The following is an 18,646-nucleotide window of genomic DNA, read 5'->3' as shown; positions in this document are numbered from 1 at the left end:
CGCACTTTCCTTCTCGCCCCGCGGGAGAAGGTGGCCCGAATGGCCGGGTGAGGGGTCGCGATCCCCTGCAAATCTCCGGTAGGCCCCTCATGCCGCCAGCCCCGGAATGAATAGCGGCAGGCGCGGGCGCAGATGGGCGAGGTCTTCCTCGTCCTTGATCGCGGCGCCGAGCGAGCGGCGGAAGGCCTCCGGCCAGGTCGCGCCGGTCTGAGCCAGCGCGGTCGCCGCCTCGGCCCAGTCGACCGCCTCGGCCACGCCCGGGGGCTTGGCGAGCGGTTCCTGCCTGAGCAGCCCGACCGCGTGGACGACGGCCCGGGCCGTGCCTTCGGCGACGGCCGAGGAACGCAGCATGATGATCTGCGCCTCGCGCTCCGGCTCGGGATAGGCAATGTAATGGTAGACGCAGCGGCGGCGCAGCGCCTCGTGCAGCTCGCGGGTGCGGTTCGAGGTCAGGATCACCACCGGCCGCTCGGGCGCGCGCAACGTGCCGCGCTCGGGAATCGAGATCGAGAAATCCGAGAGGAATTCGAGCAGGAAGGCCTCGAACTCGTGATCCGAGCGGTCGATCTCGTCGATGAGCAGCACGGTCGATTCCGGCCGGCGCAGCACCGTCAGCATCGGCCGCTCGATCAGGAAGTCGTCGCGGTAGATGTCGATCTGCTCGCCCTCGCGCGCCTGGCGGATGGCCAGCATCTGGCGGGGGTAGTTCCATTCATAGAGCGCCGCCGCGGCGTCGATGCCCTCGAAACATTGCAGGCGGATCAGCTGGCGGCCAAGGATGCCGGCGAGCGCCTTGGCGGCTTCGGTCTTGCCGACGCCCGGCGCGCCTTCGAGCAGCAGCGGCTTGCCGAGTGCAAGAGAGAGATAGCCCGCCGTCGCGATGCCGTCATCGGCGAGATACATCGCCGCCTGCAGGGCCTCAGCGAGGTCCTCCGGGCTCGATATGCCGGCGACGGTGGTGCGCAGCGCCATGCCGTCACCCCCAGTTCACGGGGCCGCCGCGACGCGGGCCCTGCTTGACGCCGCCATTGGCCTTGATACCACGCAGGATCTTCTCCGGCGTGATCGGCAATTCATCGACGCGCACGCCGACCGCGTTGTAGACGGCGTTGGCGATGGCCGGCAGGACCGGGTTGGCGCACATCTCGCCGGGCCCCTTGCCGCCGAACGGTCCATCCGGTGCCGGCCGCTCCAGCACTGTGACGTGATAGGGCGCGATATCGCCGGGCCCCGGCATCAGGTACTCGTTGAAGTCGCGCGGGCCGTGCTCGGGATTGGGATAATAAGGCTCAGGCGTCTCATAGAGCGCGTGGCTGATGCCCATCCAGGCCCCGCCGACGAGCTGCTGCTCGACCATGCGCGGATTGATGACGCGACCGAGTTCATAAGCGCTCGTCATCCTGAGCACCTCGACCTCGCCGGTCTCGTCGTCGACCATGACGTCGGCGACGAGGCAGGCATGGGCGAAGGCGGTGTTGGGGTTCATCTCGCCCGTCTCGGCATCGACCGCCGAGAGCGGGATCAGGAAGATGCCGCGCCCGGCAATGGTCTTGCCCTGCTTGAACTGGGCCGCCTGCGCCGTCGCCTTGACGGTGATCGTCTTGGACGGCGCGCCGCGGACATGGATGTTGCCGCGCCCGTCGGTGACGAGGTCGGCGGCGTTGACCTCGAGTTCCTCGGCCGCCGCCTCGAGCAGCACGCCGCGCGCCTCGCGCGCCGCGACGATGATGGCGTTGCCCATGCGATGCGTGCCGCGCGAGGCGAAGGAGCCCATGTCATGCGGGCCGGTATCGCTGTCGGCCGTGTCGACATAGACGTCCTCGACGGGGACGCCGAGCGTTTCGGCCGCGATCTGGCGCGAGACCTGCTTCATGCCCTGGCCGAGATCGATGGCCGAGAGCGCGACGGTGAACTTGCCGTCCGGGTTGGAATGGATCAGCGCCTGGCTCGGATCGCCGCCGAGATTCATGCCGATCGGGTAGTTGACCGAGGCCATGCCGCGGCCTTCGTGACGGGCCATCTCAGCGCCTCCTCGTGCCGAAGACCGTCGAGAACCGCACCGCGCCATGCTGCGACGGGGCAGCCGGCGGCGGGGCCGGCGGTGCAGGTGGCGGCTGGTAGCTGGGCGCGGGCTGATAGGCCGGTGGCGGCGCATAGGCTGGCGGCGGCTGGTAGGCTTGCGAGCCCGGCTGATAAGCCGGCATGGGCGGCGGCGCGACCGGCTGCGGCTCGTAGCGCGGCACCTGCGTCGGCGTGGCGCGACCGTCGCGGGCACCGTCCATGATCGGCTGCTTGCTCAACGGAATGCGCATCGTGCCGGGCGGCAGGACCTGCGTCGGCGGGCCGCTGCGGCTGTCGGGCCGGCCGATCTGGCCGCGCGCGTCGAGCTGCGTCGCCGGGATCTGCGAGCGCTCGCCCGCCCCGCCCCCGAGCGAGGAGGCCCGCCTCGCCTGCTCCGAGAGCGGCCAGTTCGCTCTGTCAGCCGCGACCTGCACGCATTCGATCAGCGCCGTGTTCTTGGCGACGCGGCGATGCGCCTTCATGTCCCCGTCGCGATAGGCGTTGAGGATACGGAACTCCATCGGGTCCATGTTCGCCGCCTCGGCGAGGCGGTCCATCTGGACCTCCAGCGCGAAATCGACGGCGGTGACGCCGAAGCCGCGCATCGCGGTCGAGGGGCAGCGGTTGGTGTAGCTGACATAGACGTCGGAGGAGACGTTCGGGATCCAGTACGGTCCCGGCAGATGCGCCGTGCACTTGATCGCGGCATAGCTCGACAGCCGCGTATAGGCTCCGGCGTCGAAATAGCTGCGGATCGAGCGGGCGACGATGCGCCCGTCCCGCATCAGCCCGTCCTTGACATAGATGCGCTCGGCGCCGCGCGGCGAGCCGTAGAGCATCTCCTCCTCGCGATCGAGCACATAGCGGACCGGTCGGCCGGTCAGCATGGCGCCGAGCACGGCGAGAGGCTCGGTCAGCGAGTCGACCTTGCCGCCGAAGCCGCCGCCGACGGTGCCGCCGATGAAATGCAAGCGGTTGGATTCGAGGTCGACGATCTTCGCGGTGGTGCCGAGCGAGAAGAACAGGCCCTGCGCGCAGGAATGCACGACATAGCGGTCATTATGCTCGGGCGCCGCGATCGAGCCGTTGGTCTCCGTCGGCGCATGCTCGATCGGCGACATCTGGTAGCGTTCCTCGATCACCATGTCTGCCTGGGCGAAGGCCCGCTCGACATCGCCGAAGCGCAGCTTCTGGTGGTCGAAGCGCTGGTGGTATTCGAAGTAATTGCCGGGATAGGTCTCGTTGACGACCGGCGCACCGGGCTTCAGCGCCTCCTCGACATCGAAGACGGGCGCGAGCTGCTCGTATTCGACCCGGACCAGCTTGCGCGCGGCGAGCGCCTGCGCCTCGCTATCGGCGATCACCGCCACGACCGGCTCGCCCTTGTAGCTGACCTTGCTCACGGCGAGCGTCGGCTCGTCGTCCTTGCCGAAATTGATCAGGCTGAGCAGCGTGTTCTTGTTCACGGGCACGTCGGCGCCGCGCAGCACGCGCTTCACTCCCGGCGCCCGCTCGGCGGCGGAGACGTCGATCGAGCGGATGCGGGCATGGTGATGCGGGCTGCGCACCACCTTCAGATGCAGCATGCCGTCGAAGGCATGATCGTCGAAGAAGCGGGTGCGGGCCGTGACATGGCCCGGCATGTCCTGGCGCTGCACACCCTTGCCGATGACATTGAGATTGTCGTCGCGCTCGTCGGCGAAGATCTCCTTGCGCATCTCCATCGTTGCCATGGCGACCTCCTTCAGGCGCGGCGCGCGCCGGGCGCGCTCGCAGCAGTGAGGATGGCGGCGATGATCGGCTCGTAGCCGGTGCAGCGGCAGATATTGCCGCTGATCGCCTCGACGACCTCGTCGCGGGTCGGATTGGGATTCCTCGCCAGCAGGGCCCGCGCGGCGGTCAGCATGCCCGGCGTGCAGAAGCCGCACTGGGCCGCGAAATGATCCATGAAGGCCTCCTGCAGCGGCTGCAGGTTTGGCCCGTCGGCCATGCCCGACGCCGTCTCGATCTGCTTGCCCTCGCAGGTGACGGCGAGGGTCAGGCAGGATAGCTGCGGCTCGCCATCGACCAGCACGGTACAGACCCCGCAGGTGCCCTGGCCGCAACCGTATTTCGGCGCGAAATCGCCGAGACCGCGCCTGAGTGTATCGAGCAGGTTGCTGGACGGGTCGACGAAGGTGGCGCGGTCGCTGCCGTTGAGCCGGAACTGGACGGGGAGCTTGGCCATCGGCGCCTCCTCAGCGCGGCTCGCCGGCGAGCAGCCGGCCGAGATGGACGGGGAGGATCTCGCGCCGGTACCATTCGCTGGCGATCGCATCGGTCGCCGGGCGGCAACCTTCGAGCGCCGCCTGCTTCGCGGCCTGGATGGCAGGCTGGTCGAGCGCCTTGCCTTCCAGCACGCGCTCGACGCCACGCGCCCGCATCGGCAGCGGCGCCATCGCGCCATAGGCGACACGCGCCTGCGCCACGCGCCCGCTCGACGAAGGCAGATGCGCCGCGATCGACAGGACCGAGATGCCCTTCGGCTTGACGCGGGCAATCTTGCGGAAGAACAACTCGGACGGGTTCTGCGGCCGCGAGAACTGCACCGCGGTCACCAGCCCCTGCCCGCCCCGCTCGCGCCCGGCCAGGAAATCCTCCAGCGGCATGGCTCGGCCGGAGCCGTAGCCGGCCTGCAGCACGACCTGCGCATCGAGCGCGAGCAGCGCCACGGTGAAATCGCCATAGGGCGTGGCGGCGAAGAGATTGCCGCCGATCGTCGCCATCGTCCGGATCGCCGGGCCGCCGATGCCGCGCGCCGGGGCATGCAAATAGGCGAGCTCGCGGCTGGCGAGCACCATCGCCATGGTCACGCCGGCGCCGAGCTCGACGCGCGCGCCGCTGACGCTCATCTGCCGATAGGCCGGGTCGGTGACGCGCACCAGCGTGCCCTCGGTCAGCCGACCCTCGTTGACATCGCGCATCACCAGCGTGCCGCCACCGATCAGCATGGCCTGCCTGTCGCCGGAGAGGATGCCGGCGGCTTCTGAAAGGCTCGCGCAGGTTCTTACATCGAGCATATCAGGCCTCCTCGCGCGCCATCTCGGGCAGCCGGCGGACCGCCTCGATGCCGTTGGTGTAGACCTCGTCGCCGACGAGTCGGGCGAGCTCCTGCTCGCGTCCCGGCGGCGTGGTGAAGCGGCTCTCCCAGTGCCAGAAGCTGCGATTTCCGTCGGTCACCGGCAAAAGCCGCACATGCGCCACGTAGTTGAAGAGCGGGATCGGCGTTTCCAGCAGGCAGTAGCTGAAGGTCATTTCGAGATCCGAGAGCGTGAGCAGCTGCTCGCGCAGCTCGCTGCCGTCGCGCAGTTGGAAGCGCCTGATGCAGCCGACCCGGTCGGACGGGTTGGCCCGCTCGATCTCGCTCCGGGCCACGATCGGATGCCATCGGTCATGGCCATTGAAGTCGCGCAGGACCGACCAGAGCCGCTCCACCGGCGCATCGATGATGGTGCTGCGAACGACATGGGGCATGGTTCATCCCCCGAAGGCACGCTTGAGGGCGTCGAATCCGCCCTGGAAGACGTTGGTGCCGATGCTGGCGACGAGCTCGGCCTCGCGCTCCGGCGCGCACTCGAAATCGGCCGACCATTCGATGAAGGTCCGGTCCTGATCGGTGATCGGCGTCAGCCTCAGCGTCGCCACGTAATTGGTCAGCGGCATCGGCGAGTCGAGGATCGAGTAGGTGCAGAACATGTCGTAATCCGACAGGCCGAGGAGCTGCTCGCGCAGCCGGTCGCCGCTGCGCAGCGAGAAGGCGCGGATGCAGCCGACCTTGTCGGCCGGTTCGCCGTTCTCGATGCGGCTTTCGCCGATGCGCGGGTGCCAGTTGGGCAGGCCGTTGAAGTCGCGCACACGGGCCCAGACCTTGGCGGCAGGGGCGCTGATGACGCTTGAGGCGTAGACGCGGGCCATGGTTCAGCGCCTCACGACTTCTTGCCGGCGCCGGACTGCGATCCGCCGCCCTCGCCGCCACCGCTATTGCCACCATCGCCGCCGCCATCCTTCGGCTTCGCCGGCTGCGCCTCCTTGGCGACGCGCTGCATGTCGGAGGCCTCGCGCATCAGCCCGCCCATCCTGGCGAGATTGCCGCCCTCGATGCCGATCTCCTTGAGCACCTGATCGATCATCGGTGCCTGGACGCGATAGCGCAGCGCCGACTCGATTACCTCGTCGGTCGGCGAGCGGGCGGCACCACCCGCGCCCCCTGCCCCGCTGGCGGCCCCTGCGAGCCCATCGACATGGAGGATGCGGATGCCCTCGATCTTTTCCATCGGCTTGACGCTCTCGCGCACGATGCCCTCGATCTTGTCGAGCAGCCTCCGCCGGAAGAGCCCGTACCGGGCGCCGTCGGAGAGCACGTTCTCGGCCTCGTAGAGCAGCTTCTGCGCCTCGGCATCGACGGCCCGGCGCACTTTTTCGGCCTCGGCGGCGATGCGTGCTTCCTCGGCGGCCTTCTCCGCGAGCAGGACCTCGACCGTCTTGCGGCGCTTGGCGCCTTCGCTCTCGCGGACGGTCTTGACCTGCTCCTCCGCCTCGACCGCCTTGGCGCGGGCGATCTCGGCATTGGCCTGGGCCGCCGATTCCTCCAGCGACTTGGCATAGAGCGCGATCGCCTTGTCCATGGCGGCAGCCTCGACCTCGCGCTCGCGCTCGATCTCGAGCTTGCGCAGCTCGCGCTGGCGGCCGACGCGGGCCTCGTCCAGGCCCCGGTCGGAGGAGATGCGGGCGCGCTCGACCTCCTCGTTGGACGCAATCTGCGCCTCCTGCAGCGCCTGGCTGCGGGCGATCTCCAATTGCTCGAGCGTGCGGCGGCGCTCGATCCGAACCGCCTCCAGCGCCTGCTCGCGGGCGATGTCGACGGTCTCGACCAGCTGGCGTGCCGTGATCTCGGCCTGGCGCAGCACCTTGTCGGCGTCGGTGCGCTCGACCTTCTTGGCGGCGAGCACGATGGCACGCTCCTCCTCGGCGACCTCGACCGCCTTCTTCTGGGCGATCTGGAGCATCTCGCGGGTCTTGCTGGAGTCGATCTTCTCCTTCTCCAGCCCGAGCTCGGTCGCGATGCGCTGGCGCTCGACGCTGTCGCGGCGTTTCAGCTCGGCAGCGTCGAGATCGGCATTGCGCCTGATCTCCAATTCCTTCGTCGCCAGATCGGCGGCGATGCGCTCAGCCGCGACCACCTTCTCCTGCGTGATCCGGGCGGCCTCGGTCGCCTCGCGGGCGGAGATCTCGGCGGTGTCGATCGCCTGGTTGCGGGCGATCTCGAGATTGCGGACTTCCTCGTCACGGCGGATGCGCTCGCCGGAGACGATCCGCTCCTGGCTGATCCGGGCCTTCTCCACCGTCTCGCGGGCCGAAATCTCGGCGGCCTCGACCGTCTCGGTCCGCTCGATCTCGAGCAGGCGCTTGCGCTGGTCGAGCGCGATCCGGTCGGCCGTGATCACGTCCTCCTGGGCGATGCGCGCCTTCTCGACCGCTTCGCGCGCCGAGATCTCGGCCTCGTCGAGTGCCTTGTTGCGCGCGATCTGGAGGGCGCGGACGCGCTCCTCCTGGCCGATACGGGCCGTCTCGACGGCCTCGCGCGCCGCGATATCCTCCTGGTCGAGCGTGCGGGTGCGCTCGATCTCGCGATTGCGCACCTCCTGCTCGCGGGCGATGCGCTCGGCATTGACTGCCGTCTCCTGCAGGATGCGGGCTTTCTCGGTCGCCTCGCGCGCGGCGATCTCGGCCGCCTCAAGCACCTTGGCGCGCTCGATCTCCTTTTGCCGGACATCGCGCTCCGAGGCGATGCGGGCGGTGTTGATCGCCTGCTCATTGGCGATGCGCGCCTTCTCGACCTGCTCGCGGGCGACGATCTCGGCTTCCTCGACGGCACGGGTGCGGGCGATCTCCTGCTGGCGGATCTCCTTCTCGGAGGCGATCCGCGCCTCGCTGATCGCACGCTCATTGGCGATGCGCGACTTCTCGATCTCCTCACGCGAGGTGATCAGCGCCTGCTCGGCTTCGGTATCGCGGACGGCACGCTCGCGGGCGACCTCGGCGCGCTGCATCGCCCGCTTGATCTCGATCTCGCGCTGCTGCTCGAGCCGCGCCGCCTCGCTCTCGCGCTCGATGTCGAGCGCCTGGCGCTCGGCTTCGAGATTGCGGGTGCGGATGCGGATCATCGCCTCCTGCTCGATATCGTTGCGCAGCTTCCGCTTGTCCTCGATCTCCTCGATGATCCGGGTCAGGCCTTCGGCGTCGAAGCGGTTGGACGGGTTGAAGAATTGGAGGTCGGTCTGGTCGAGATCGGTGAGCGCGACCGATTCCAGCACGAGCCCGTTCTGGTCGAGCGCCTCGGCGGCGGCGTCCTTGACGCGCTGGACATAGGTGCCGCGCTGCTCGTGCATCTCCTCCATCGTCATCTCGGAGGCGACGGTGCGCAGCGCCGAGATGAACTTGCCCGAGAGGAGCGCATTGAGTTGATCGGGCTGGAGCGTGCGCCGGCCGAGCGTGGCGGCGGCGACCGAGACGGCTTGGCGCTCCGGTTTCACCCGGACATAGAACTCGGCATCGATGTCGACGCGCATGCGGTCGCGGGTGATCAGCGCATCGTTGCTGGCGCGCGTCACCGCGAGCTGCAGCACGTTCATGTTCACCGGCGTGACGTCGTGGATGATCGGCAGCACGAAGGCGCCGCCATTGATCACCACCTTTTCGCCGAACAGGCCGGTCCGGACGAAGGAGACCTCCTTCGATGAACGGCGATAGAGCCAGTTCACCAGATAGACGACGATGGCGATGACGATCACCGCCACGATCAGCCAGAGGATCAGCGATCCGATCAGCTGTCCCGTCATGTCCTCATCCTCCCGCCGAATTTCGAGGGCCGCCCCGCACCGCCCCAGCCCTCACCCAGAGGAGCGCGCCGCAGGAGCGCGTCCCGAAGGATGCTCCAGCAATCGCCTGAGCCTCCTGGACCATCCTTCGAGACGCCGCTGCGCGGCTCCCCGGGATGAGGGCTTGAGGGGACGGGCGGCCTGTCATTGCTTGCTGCCCCTGCCGGCCTTGCGCGCCGGCTTTGTCATGTGCTGCACCCGGCCGATCCGCTTGAAGGCGCGGGTCCGGTCGCTGATCGCGACCTCGACCGGCAGGCGCTCCATCGAGGAGGCGCCGTAGAAGCCGTGGCAGTGCCCCGTGTTCTGCATGATGAAATCGGCATCCGCCGGCTCGGCGACCGGCCCGCCATGGACCAGCACGATCGCATCAGGCTTGACCGCGAGCGCCGCCGCGGCCCAGCGCTCGACCAGCGCCGGACAGTCGTCGAGCTTCAGCGCGGTCTCGGCCCCGATCGTGCCGCCGGTGGTGAGGCCGAGATGGCAGACGATGATATCGGCGCCGGCGCCGGCCATGGCGCGGGCGTCGTCCTCGCAGAAGACATAGGGCGTGGTCAGCAGGCCCTTGGCATTGGCGAGCGCGATCATCTCGACCTCGAGCCCATAGCCCATGCCGGTCTCTTCGAGATTGGCGCGGAAGGTGCCGTCGATCAGTCCGACGGTCGGGAAATTCTGGACACCGGCGAAGCCGACGCGCTTCACCTCGTCGAGGAAAACGTCCATGCGGCGGAACGGATCGGTGCCGCACACGCCGGCGACGACCGGCGTCTTTTGCACGACGGGCAGCACCTCGGCCGCCATCTCCATGACGATGGCGTTGGCGTCGCCATAGGGCATCAGCCCGGAGAGCGAGCCCCGGCCCGCCATGCGATAGCGGCCGGAATTGTAGATGACGATGAGGTCGATGCCGCCAAGCTCCTCGCATTTGGCCGAGAGTCCGGTGCCGGCGCCGCCGCCGATGATCGGCTCGCCCGCCGCGATCATCGCCCGGAAGCGGCTGAGCAGGACGTTCTTGTCGAAGCCCGTCATGACCTGCCCCCACCGGCCCGTTCACGGCGCCGGCCGCCATGCAGCGAGCGGAATTGCTGCACGAGGGCCGAGGCGAAGGCGGGATCGTTGATGTGGAGCGGCAGGCGGATGAGTTGCCGGTTGGCGCTCGTGCGCACGGTCTGCTCCAGCGCCTGGAACAGGGCCGCATCGGCCGCCGGATCGTGAAAGGCCTGGCCCGGCGCATCGAGAGCGGAGACGCCGAGTTCGGGAATGAGGAAGCGTACCGGCCCGTCCATCTGGTTCAGCCGCTCGCCGATCCAGCGGCCCATGCGCGCATTCTCCTCCGGCGTCGTTCGCATCAGCGTGATCTGCGGGTTGTGCGGATAGAGCCTGCGGCCGCGATAGCGCTCCGGAACCGTCTCGGGAGCCGCGAAATTGACCATGTCGAGCGCGCCGACGGAGCCGATATAGGGGATGCGCGTGCGGATGATCGCGCCGAACCGATCCTCCGTCGCCGGCAGGATGCCGCCCATCATCATGTCGCAGATCTCGGTGGTCGAGACGTCGATCACCGCGCCGACCAGGCTGGAATCGACAAGCTTCTCCAGCGCCCGCCCGCCGGTGCCGGTGGCGTGGAAGACGAGCGGCTCCCAGTCCTCGGCGAGCAGCTTCGCGACCTGCTGCACGCAGGGCGTGGTGACGCCGAACATGGTCAGGCCGACAAGCGGCTTCTCGCTCGCCTCGCGCCGGCGCGCGCCTTCGCTCCGCAGCTCCGCCAGCCGCGCCTTCGCCATCCCGGCCATTGCGCGGGCCCAGTTGCCGAGCACGAGGCGCGAGACGCGGTTGACGCCCTGCACGTCAGTGACCGCATGGACCATCGCGATATCGGTCGCGCCGACATAGGCGCGCACGTCGCCCGACGCCATGGTCGAGATCATCAGCTTGGGCAGGCCGACCGGCAGCGCCTGCATCGCGGGCGTCACCATCGCGGTCGCGCCGGAGCCCCCGGCCGAGATGATGCCGAGCACGCCCTCCTGGCGCGGCAACCAGGCCTTGAACGCCTCGGTCATCGCGGCGATCGCCGTGCCGCGATCGCCCGAGGAGATGCCGGCCGAGCCCCGGGGATGGGCGAGCGCGATCTCCTGCGGGGTGACGTCGCCGCCGGCGCTGCGGCCCGAGGTCGAGAGGTCGACGAGGCGCGTGCGCACGCCCTCGCCGCGGATCAGGTCGCGGATGAAACGCAGCTCCTCGCCCTTGGTGTCGAGCGTGCCGGCGATCACGACATAGGGCTCGCCCTGCGCCGCCAGCGCCAGCGGGCGGACCTCGCCGACGGCGCGGCCATCGAGCGTCGCCAGGGTCGGGCGCGAAATAGTGCGAGCCTGCGCCTCGATGCGCGCGGCCGGCACGGGCTGCGACCAGCGCGTCGGGATGGCCGGATTCGAGATGTAGACGCGCGTCGGTCCCACTTGAGCAGGACTCGCAGGCCGCGCGGCGGCGGCGCCGGTGGTCGGCGCCTCCGGCACGGCGTCGGTCTCGTCATGGCCATGCCGGCCGACGCCGAGCAGGCGCTGCTGCAGCTCGCGGTCGCCGGCCAGCGTCGCCGAGGCGATGACGCGGTTGATCCGGCCGTTGACCATGATCGCCACCGGATCGGACATCTGGGTGGCGACGCCGATATTCTGCTCGATGACGAGGATCGCGACATCGCCTTGCTCGGCGAGCCGGACCAGCATCTCCTCGACATGGGCGACGATGACCGGCGCCAGGCCCTCGGTCGGCTCGTCCATGATCAGCAGGCGCGGATTCATCAGCAACGCCCGGCTGATCGCCAGCATCTGCTGCTCGCCGCCGGAAAGCTGGGCGCCGCCATTGTTGCGGCGCTCGGCCAGTCGCGGGAACGCCTCGTAGATGCGCTCGATCGTCCAGGCGCCGCGCTTGCCGCGCTGCATCAGCCTGAGATGCTCGTCGACGGTCAGTGAGCGCCAGAGCCGGCGGCCCTGCGGCACATAGCCGATGCCGAGCCGCGCCACCTCCGCCGGCGCGTGGCCGGCGATCTCCTCGCCAAACAGGCGGATCGAGCCCGACGCGATCGGCACCAGCCCCATGATCGCCTTGCACATGGTGGTCTTGCCCATGCCATTGCGACCGACGACGGAGACCACGCCATGCTGGAGCGTGAGATCGACGCCCTGGAGGGCGTGCGAGCGACCGTAGAAGACATTGAGCCCCGCGATCTGCAGGACGGGGATGCCGGCCCCGGGTGGTGCTTTCAGGCGCTCAGCCATGCGCGCCCCCGAGATAAAGCTCCTGCACCTCGGGATCGGACTCGATCTCCTCCGGCCGCCCCTCTTTGAAGATGCGGCCGTTGTGCATCATCGTCACGCTCTCGACGACGCGCAGCGCGACATCCATGTCGTGCTCGATGATGATGTAGCCGATATGGCCGGGCAGCGAGGTCAGGATATGGACGAGGTCGCGCCGCTCGGTCGGCGAGAGGCCCGCCGCCGGCTCGTCGAACAGGATGAAGCGTGGTGCGCCCGACAGCGCGAGCGCGATCTCGAGCTGGCGCTGCTGGCCATAGGCGAGCTCGCCGACGAGCCGGTCCTTCACCGCCGTCAGATGCACGGCATCGACCAGGCTCTCGGCCGCGTGGACGAGGGCATCGTCCCGGCGCGGCCGCCGCAGCGAGAAGCGGTTGCGCGAGACGCCCCGGCAGGCGAGGTAGACATTGTCGATCACCGGCAGGCCGGTGAAGAGCGACGAGATCTGGTAGGTGCGCCTGAGGCCCCGCCGGATGCGCTCATGCGGCGGGAAGGCGGTCACATCCTCGCCGAAGAAGCGGATGATGCCCGAACTCGGCGCGAAATCGCCGGTGATGCAATTGAAGAGCGTCGTCTTGCCGGCGCCGTTCGAGCCCAGCACCGCGCGCCGCTCGCCGGGCTGAACCGAGAGCGTGATGTCCGAGAGCGCCGCCAGCGCGCCGAACAGGCGCGAGACGCCACGCAGCTCCAGTGCATTGGCGGAGCCCGCCGTGCTCAGCACCTCGCGGGAGGGCAACGCGCTCATGGCGAGCCTCCGCCGATGCGCATTGCGGCGGCCTTGGCCTCGCTGTTGCGGCGATAGCGCTCGCGCAGCCTCTGCCAGATGCCGACGAGCCCGTCCGGCGAGAACAGCACGATGACGAGGAAGCCGACGCCGATGACGAGCTGATAGCGCTTCCCGTCGAGGCCGAGCCCCTCCAGCACATCGAGAGAGAAGGTCCGGAGCAGGACATAGACCAGCGCGCCGACGAAAGGGCCGATCGGGCGGCTCAAGCCCCCGACCACGGCGATGATCAGCATGTCGACCACCGGGCCGACACCGGCCGTGCCCGGCGAGACCTGGCGCTGGTACCAGACCAGCAGCACGCCGGCGAAGGCGGCGATCACCGAGGCGAAAGTATAGGCGGCTATGCGATGGGCGACGACGTTGAAGCCAAGCGCCGCCATGCGCCGCGGGTTGTCGCGCGTGCCCTGCAGGGCCAGGCCGAACGGCGCCCGCGAGACATAGATCACCGCGGCATAGGCCAGCGCGGAGCAGGCCAGCACGAGGTAGTAGAACGGGATGGTCTCGCCCCAGTCGACACCGAGGAAGACCGGCGGCACGACGCCGTTGAAGCCGCTGAAACCGTTGAAGATCGTGTAGTTCTGCAGGCAGAGATAGTAGAAAGCCGAGGCGATCGCGAGCGTGATCATGATCGTGTAGATGCCCTCGGTCCGGACCGAGAGCGCGCCGCTCAGCGTGCCGAACAGCGTCGCCAGCACGATCGCGACCGGAACCGCCGTCCACCACGGCCATTTCAGGCTGATCTGGGTGATGGCGCTGTCGCCGAAGATCGCGACGAGGTAGGCGGCGAAGGCCGCGACGGTCATCTGCACCAGGCTGACGATGCCGCCATACCCGCCCAGGAACATCAGGCTGAGCGCGACCATCCCGAGGACCATCGCATAGCCGATGATCTGGACGAGCCAGAACGGATTGGCGAGCGCCGGCATGATCAGCAGCAGCACGACGACGATCCAGAAGCCGACGCCCTGCCGCGCGATCACGTCGCTCAGCGCCTCGCGGGGGCGTGGGGTCGGCGTGTACCCGGCGATGCGGGAATCGGCGATCGCCATCTCAGCGCCTCACCGCCGCCAGGCCTTGCGGCCTGATCGCAAGCACCACGACCATGATGATGAAGGTCAGCATCACCGCGTAGGTCGGCATGTAGACCGAGCCGAACTGCTCGGCGAGGCCGACGATCAGCGCCCCCATCGCGGCGCCGGGGATCGAGCCCATGCCGCCGACGATGACGACGACGAGCGAGGAGAGCAGGATCTTGGTGTCCTCGCCCGGCTGCAGCGACTGGAAGGTGCCGCCGACCACGCCGGCGAGGCCCGCCAGGCCCGCGCCGAAGGCGAAGACAGAGACGAAGACGAGTTGCACCCGCACGCCTGTCGCGGAGAGCATGTCGCGGTCGTCGACGCCAGCGCGCACGAGCATGCCGACCCGCGTGCGGTTGAGCGCGAGCCACATCGCAACGCCGAGGATGATCGCGCCGACGAGGATCGCGATCCGCACCAGCGGATAGGTCATCATGATCGCTTCGCCATTGCTGCGCAGGGCGACGATGAAGGGCAGTTGCACCGGGCCGGTCAGCCAGTCGGGAGTCGTGACCTGGAAGGTGTCGCCGCCATAGCTCCAGAGCAGAAGGTCGGCGACGATGATCGAGAGGCCGATCGTGACCAGCGTCTGGCGCAGGTCCTGCCCCTCCATCCAGCGGAAGAGCAGCACCTGCATCAGCACCCCGGCGAGCGCGACGACGATGAAGGCCGCGATCAGCGCGATCAGCCAGGAGCCGGTCAGGTTGCCGATGCTGTAGCCGATATAGCCGCCGAACAGGTACAGCGAGCCATGCGCCAGGTTGACGTTGCGCATCAGGCCGAAGATCAGCGTGAAGCCGCTGGCGACCAGGAAATACAGCGCGCCAAGCGTGATGCCGTTGAAGAGCGCGCTCAGGAACACGCGCTTGCGCCCGAGCATCGCCTCCATGCCCGGCGTCCAGACCGCGAAGACCAGCCAGAGGAAGAACCCCGCCGCGAGCAGGATCACCAGCGACCAGATCGGGCGGCGGCCGATAAAGTCACCCATGGGCGGCCTGCAGCATGGGAAGGCCGACAGTGCGCAGCGCACGGCGATAGTCGCGTGGCGCCATGCCGATATGGGCAGTGAAGAAGCGGGTGAAGACGCTCTGGCAGGAGAAGCCGAGCCTGTGGCTGATCAACGTGACCGGATCACGCGACATGACGATGCGGTCGAGCGCGGCGTCGAGGCGCACGGTATTGGCGAAGACGGTCGGCGTGACGCCGATCTGTTCCTTGAACAGCTTGAAGAAATGGGCGCGCGACAGCCCCGCCTCCCGGGCGACGCCGGCGAGCACGCCCTCATAGGAGGGATATTCCTCGAGCAGCCGGCAGGCGCGCTGGACGCGCCGGTCGATCAGTCCCTCCGGCGTCAGATGGATCAGCGAAGATGCGAGATCGGGCCCGATCGGCTCGCTCGAGGCCTGGGCCAGCGCCATCAGTACGGGCGCGAGGTTGAGCTCGCGATGCGAGGAGAGCAGCATCTCGACCGCCTGGTCGCGCCAGGCCGCGAGCTCGCGGGTGACGACGAGCTCCGAGGACGGGAAGGCGAGCGATCCCGCCGGCGTCATCGTCTGCGCCGCCAGCCATTCCGGCCTCAGGTAGACGACGAGGAAGAGCCCGAACGAGCCGCAGCGCTCCGGCTGGAAATTATGCGGCTCCCAGGGATTGATAGCGACACCCATGAACGGATCGATCCGGACGGAGCGGCCGTTGACATCGACGAGCCCGCAGCCGCCTTCCAGGTAGAAGATCAGATGGGCCTCACGGTGGGCATGCAGCACCAGCGGGCGATCGAGATCGTAGATCGACACCCGGCCGAAAGGACCGTGGCAGACCGCGACTGCGCGACTCATGGCTCCTCGCGTAGCAGTGCCCGGCGGCGAGAGGCTGCCTCATCAGGTAAGCCTCGCCCGATGCCGCGTGCGGTAGCGCAAGACGACGTCGTTTAGCCGGTACGGAAAGGCGGTCGGAACGGGGGCGCCATACGAGGCCGCGCCCCCTCCGAAAAGTCAGGCGCTCGAGCGCCCTATGGCTTGCATTCCGGATTGGTCCGCGAGGGCAGCCCCACGGCCTTGAAGGCTTCCGCCGACAGGCCGAGCGTCTGCGGCACGTCCGGAACCGTCTTGATGAACTTGTTGGTCAGCTCACCATTCGGCAGCTCGGCGACCTCGGTGATGAAGGTGGTCGCGACCGCGTGGCGGTTGTCGTCGAGCTTGACCTTGCCATTGGGCGCGTCGAGCTCGGTCTTGGCGAGCTCGGCCCGCAGCTTGGCGCCGCCATCCGAGAGATCGCCGTTGACCTTCGCCATCGCCGCGGCCAGCGCATTGAAGGCGTTGTAGTAGTTGGTCGCAAAGAGCGACGGGCTGGCGAAGCGCTTATCGGCCGGGAAGGCATCCTGATAGGCCTTCACCCAGGCCTTCCATTTCGGATCGTCCCATTCGTCCGCGACACCGCTGGAGGTCGGCGTGCCGACGAGCAGGCGCTTGGCCGTGCCGCGCGAGGACAGCACCGTCTGGTCGGCCATGATCGAGCCGCCGATGAACTTCGCCTTGCCGCCGGTCTGGCCGTACTGGTTCAGGAAGTTGACCGCGTCGCCGCCGCCGAGCCCGAGGAAGATCGCATCGACATCATCGGGAATATTGGCGATGACCGAGCCGAAATCCTTGGTGCCGAGCGGCACCCACTGGCGCTGGACGATATTGCCGCCGGCCTTGCAATAGCCGAGCGCGAAGCCGAAGACCTGCGTATAGGGAAAGGAATAATCCTCGCCGATCACCGCGATCTTCTTGTAGCCCTTGTCCTTGAAAACGTACTCGCCGAGTCCCGCCATCCATTGCGCGCCGTCGCTGTTGAAGCGGAAGAAGTTCGGCGAGGGATTGACATAGGTGGTCTCGAGCGCGCCGGACGAACCGTTGATCATCACCAGGTTCGGCACCGTCTTGCTGTAATCGCGCATGGCGATGCCCTCGGACCCGGAGAGCGGGCCGATGATCAGCTGGACCTTGTCCTGCTCGACGAGCTTGCGTGCCGCCCGCAGCGCCGAGTCCGGGCTGGCATCGGTCGCGACGGTGATGATCTCGATGTCCTTGCCGGCGATCTTGTTATTCGCCTGCTTGGCCGCAATCTGGACACCGCGGACGCCGTCCTCGCCACCCGAGGTCAGCGCGCCCGAAAGCGTCGCCATCACGCCGATCTTGAGTTTTTCCTGGGCTTGGCCGGTCCCGCCGGCCGCAATCAAAGCGCAGGCCGCAACGGCGGCCAGATATGCCTTCCGCATCGAATTCCCCTCCCTGCGTGGACGGCCGCGCCGAGGATCTCAACGGCGGAGCCGACGGCGGATTTTTTATTCCGCTCTATATCCAAGCTATCACAGGCCGACCTACTGCCAAGGTCGTAGACATTGCCGAGGGTCTGTTTCGACAATCACGAGAACTGGTCCCACGGCTGTACCCCCGCCCTGAGCGCGGGTGATCGGCACGCTCGACCTGGCCGCCCCGAGCCGAGCAGCCGCCGTGTTACTTCGGCACGCCGTTGATCACGAAGAGCGCCCGGATGAACTGATCGGGCGGAAAGGTTCCAAAGCTGCGGGCGTAGATCGTCTTCACGCGATCGGTGCGGTAGAGCTCTGCCAGCGTGGCATCGACCAGCAGCCGCAGCTTGTCGTCGCCGCGCGGCAGGGCCAGCGCATAGGTTTCGAAGGTGAAATACTGGTCGGACAGCTTCATGCCGGTGGGGTTCCGGCTGTTGAGCAGGTGATAGTTGAGGATCCCGCGATCGGCGAAATAGGCGTCGATCTTTCCTTCAGCCAGGGTCCGGACACCGTCGGGATGAGCTTGCATCGGCACGATCTGCGCCTGGATGCCGAGCTGGGCCAAGGTCGTCCTCAAGGTTTCCTCGGTCGTCGTGCCCTGGAGCACGCCGATCTTCTTGCCGCGCAGATCCTCGAGCCGATAGACTTCATTGGCCCGGTGAAGAACACCGGCGCCGTCGATGAAGGTTGGCAAGGAAAAATCCACCATGGCGCGACGCGACATGGTCATCGACGTCGGGTCGCAGAGAATATCGATCTTGCCGTCCCGCAACGCCGTCAAGCGCGTTGCCGACGAGACCTCGACATAATCGATCTTGAGCGAAGGAAGATCCTGCGCCTTCTTGATACCGGCAACGACTTCGCGGCAGAGATCGACGATATATCCGGATGGTTCGCCGTTGGTCGCCTTGTAGGAGTAAGGGGGCGCGTCGAGCCGGAAACCGAGCCGCACAGTTCCTGTCTCGCGGGCCCGTGCAAGGGTGTCAGCCGCCAGGCTCGCCGTCGATATCACCATGCTGAGAAGGGCGATCAGAAAGGCTTGCATGATCCCGTTCCGTCTTTTGGCAATGCCGAAGACGATAGGCCGGATAGACCTGTCCGCGAAAGTTGTTTCTAGCTCTCTATGCTTGCTGCGAGCACGTATCGCAGGCCTGTTCACACCAGCCGGCTGGACAGCTTGACCGGAAAATATCGAGAGCGTCATG

The 18,646-nt window shown here is 67.9% G+C and carries 16 protein-coding genes; all 16 read right to left on the bottom strand.

Annotated features, from left to right (window positions below):
• Positions 1–87: 87 nt before the first annotated feature.
• A complete protein-coding gene (locus EV560_RS14425) occupies positions 88–972 on the bottom strand; it encodes an AAA family ATPase (protein ID WP_131856474.1) in 885 nt (294 codons plus the stop codon).
• Between the two features lie 4 nt (positions 973–976).
• Positions 977–2,020 (bottom strand): xanthine dehydrogenase family protein molybdopterin-binding subunit, encoded by a 1,044-nt coding sequence (locus EV560_RS14420; protein WP_131856473.1) that lies wholly within the window; start codon positions 2,018–2,020, stop codon positions 977–979.
• 1 nt (position 2,021) lies between these two features.
• Entirely contained in the window at positions 2,022–3,794 is a 1,773-nt protein-coding gene (locus EV560_RS14415) for a xanthine dehydrogenase family protein molybdopterin-binding subunit (protein ID WP_248312046.1), read from the bottom strand.
• 11 nt (positions 3,795–3,805) lie between these two features.
• Positions 3,806–4,288, bottom strand: a complete 483-nt coding sequence (locus EV560_RS14410) for a (2Fe-2S)-binding protein (RefSeq protein ID WP_131856472.1) — start codon at positions 4,286–4,288, stop codon at positions 3,806–3,808.
• A gap of 10 nt (positions 4,289–4,298) precedes the next feature.
• Positions 4,299–5,120, bottom strand: coding sequence for an FAD binding domain-containing protein (locus EV560_RS14405; protein WP_131856471.1), 822 nt, complete (start codon positions 5,118–5,120; stop codon positions 4,299–4,301).
• Position 5,121: 1 nt separating this feature from the next.
• Positions 5,122–5,574, bottom strand: a complete 453-nt coding sequence (locus EV560_RS14400) for an SRPBCC family protein (RefSeq protein ID WP_131856470.1) — start codon at positions 5,572–5,574, stop codon at positions 5,122–5,124.
• Positions 5,575–5,577: 3 nt separating this feature from the next.
• Positions 5,578–6,015, bottom strand: a complete 438-nt coding sequence (locus tag EV560_RS14395; RefSeq protein ID WP_131856469.1) for an SRPBCC family protein — start codon at positions 6,013–6,015, stop codon at positions 5,578–5,580.
• Positions 6,016–6,026: 11 nt separating this feature from the next.
• Positions 6,027–8,939 carry a flotillin family protein gene (locus EV560_RS14390; protein WP_131856468.1) on the bottom strand — a complete coding sequence of 971 codons (2,913 nt, stop codon included), beginning with the start codon at positions 8,937–8,939 and terminating at the stop codon, positions 6,027–6,029.
• A 183-nt stretch (positions 8,940–9,122) separates the two neighbouring features.
• Positions 9,123–10,004: a phosphoenolpyruvate hydrolase family protein gene (locus EV560_RS14385; RefSeq protein ID WP_131856467.1), complete on the bottom strand. Its 882-nt coding sequence runs from the start codon at positions 10,002–10,004 to the stop codon at positions 9,123–9,125.
• Complete coding sequence (locus EV560_RS14380; protein ID WP_131856466.1) at positions 10,001–12,250, bottom strand: ABC transporter permease; 2,250 nt, start codon at positions 12,248–12,250, stop codon at positions 10,001–10,003. Before EV560_RS14380 ends, EV560_RS14385 begins: the two co-directional genes overlap by 4 nt.
• Positions 12,243–13,031, bottom strand: coding sequence for an ABC transporter ATP-binding protein (locus EV560_RS14375; RefSeq protein WP_131856465.1), 789 nt, complete (start codon positions 13,029–13,031; stop codon positions 12,243–12,245). Before EV560_RS14375 ends, EV560_RS14380 begins: the two co-directional genes overlap by 8 nt.
• Positions 13,028–14,122 carry a branched-chain amino acid ABC transporter permease gene (locus EV560_RS14370; RefSeq protein ID WP_131856464.1) on the bottom strand — a complete coding sequence of 365 codons (1,095 nt, stop codon included), beginning with the start codon at positions 14,120–14,122 and terminating at the stop codon, positions 13,028–13,030. The genes EV560_RS14375 and EV560_RS14370 overlap by 4 nt, the downstream gene beginning before the upstream one ends.
• 1 nt (position 14,123) lies before the next feature.
• Positions 14,124–15,137: a branched-chain amino acid ABC transporter permease gene (locus EV560_RS14365; RefSeq protein ID WP_131856463.1), complete on the bottom strand. Its 1,014-nt coding sequence runs from the start codon at positions 15,135–15,137 to the stop codon at positions 14,124–14,126.
• Positions 15,130–15,984 (bottom strand): helix-turn-helix transcriptional regulator, encoded by an 855-nt coding sequence (locus EV560_RS14360; protein ID WP_131856462.1) that lies wholly within the window; start codon positions 15,982–15,984, stop codon positions 15,130–15,132. The genes EV560_RS14365 and EV560_RS14360 overlap by 8 nt, the downstream gene beginning before the upstream one ends.
• Before the next feature lie 173 nt (positions 15,985–16,157).
• On the bottom strand, positions 16,158–17,408 hold the full coding sequence (locus EV560_RS14355) for an ABC transporter substrate-binding protein (RefSeq protein ID WP_131856461.1): 1,251 nt from the start codon (positions 17,406–17,408) through the stop codon (positions 16,158–16,160).
• Positions 17,409–17,646: 238 nt separating this feature from the next.
• Positions 17,647–18,645 carry an amino acid ABC transporter substrate-binding protein gene (locus EV560_RS14350; RefSeq protein ID WP_131856460.1) on the bottom strand — a complete coding sequence of 333 codons (999 nt, stop codon included), beginning with the start codon at positions 18,643–18,645 and terminating at the stop codon, positions 17,647–17,649.
• Position 18,646 lies beyond the last annotated feature (1 nt).

The sequence above is a fragment of the Allobosea sp. BK604 genome (assembly GCF_004341515.1).
Classification (GTDB): domain Bacteria; phylum Pseudomonadota; class Alphaproteobacteria; order Rhizobiales; family Beijerinckiaceae; genus Allobosea.
Note: the sequence above shows the minus strand (reverse complement) of the source record. Positions and strands in the feature narration are given on the sequence as shown.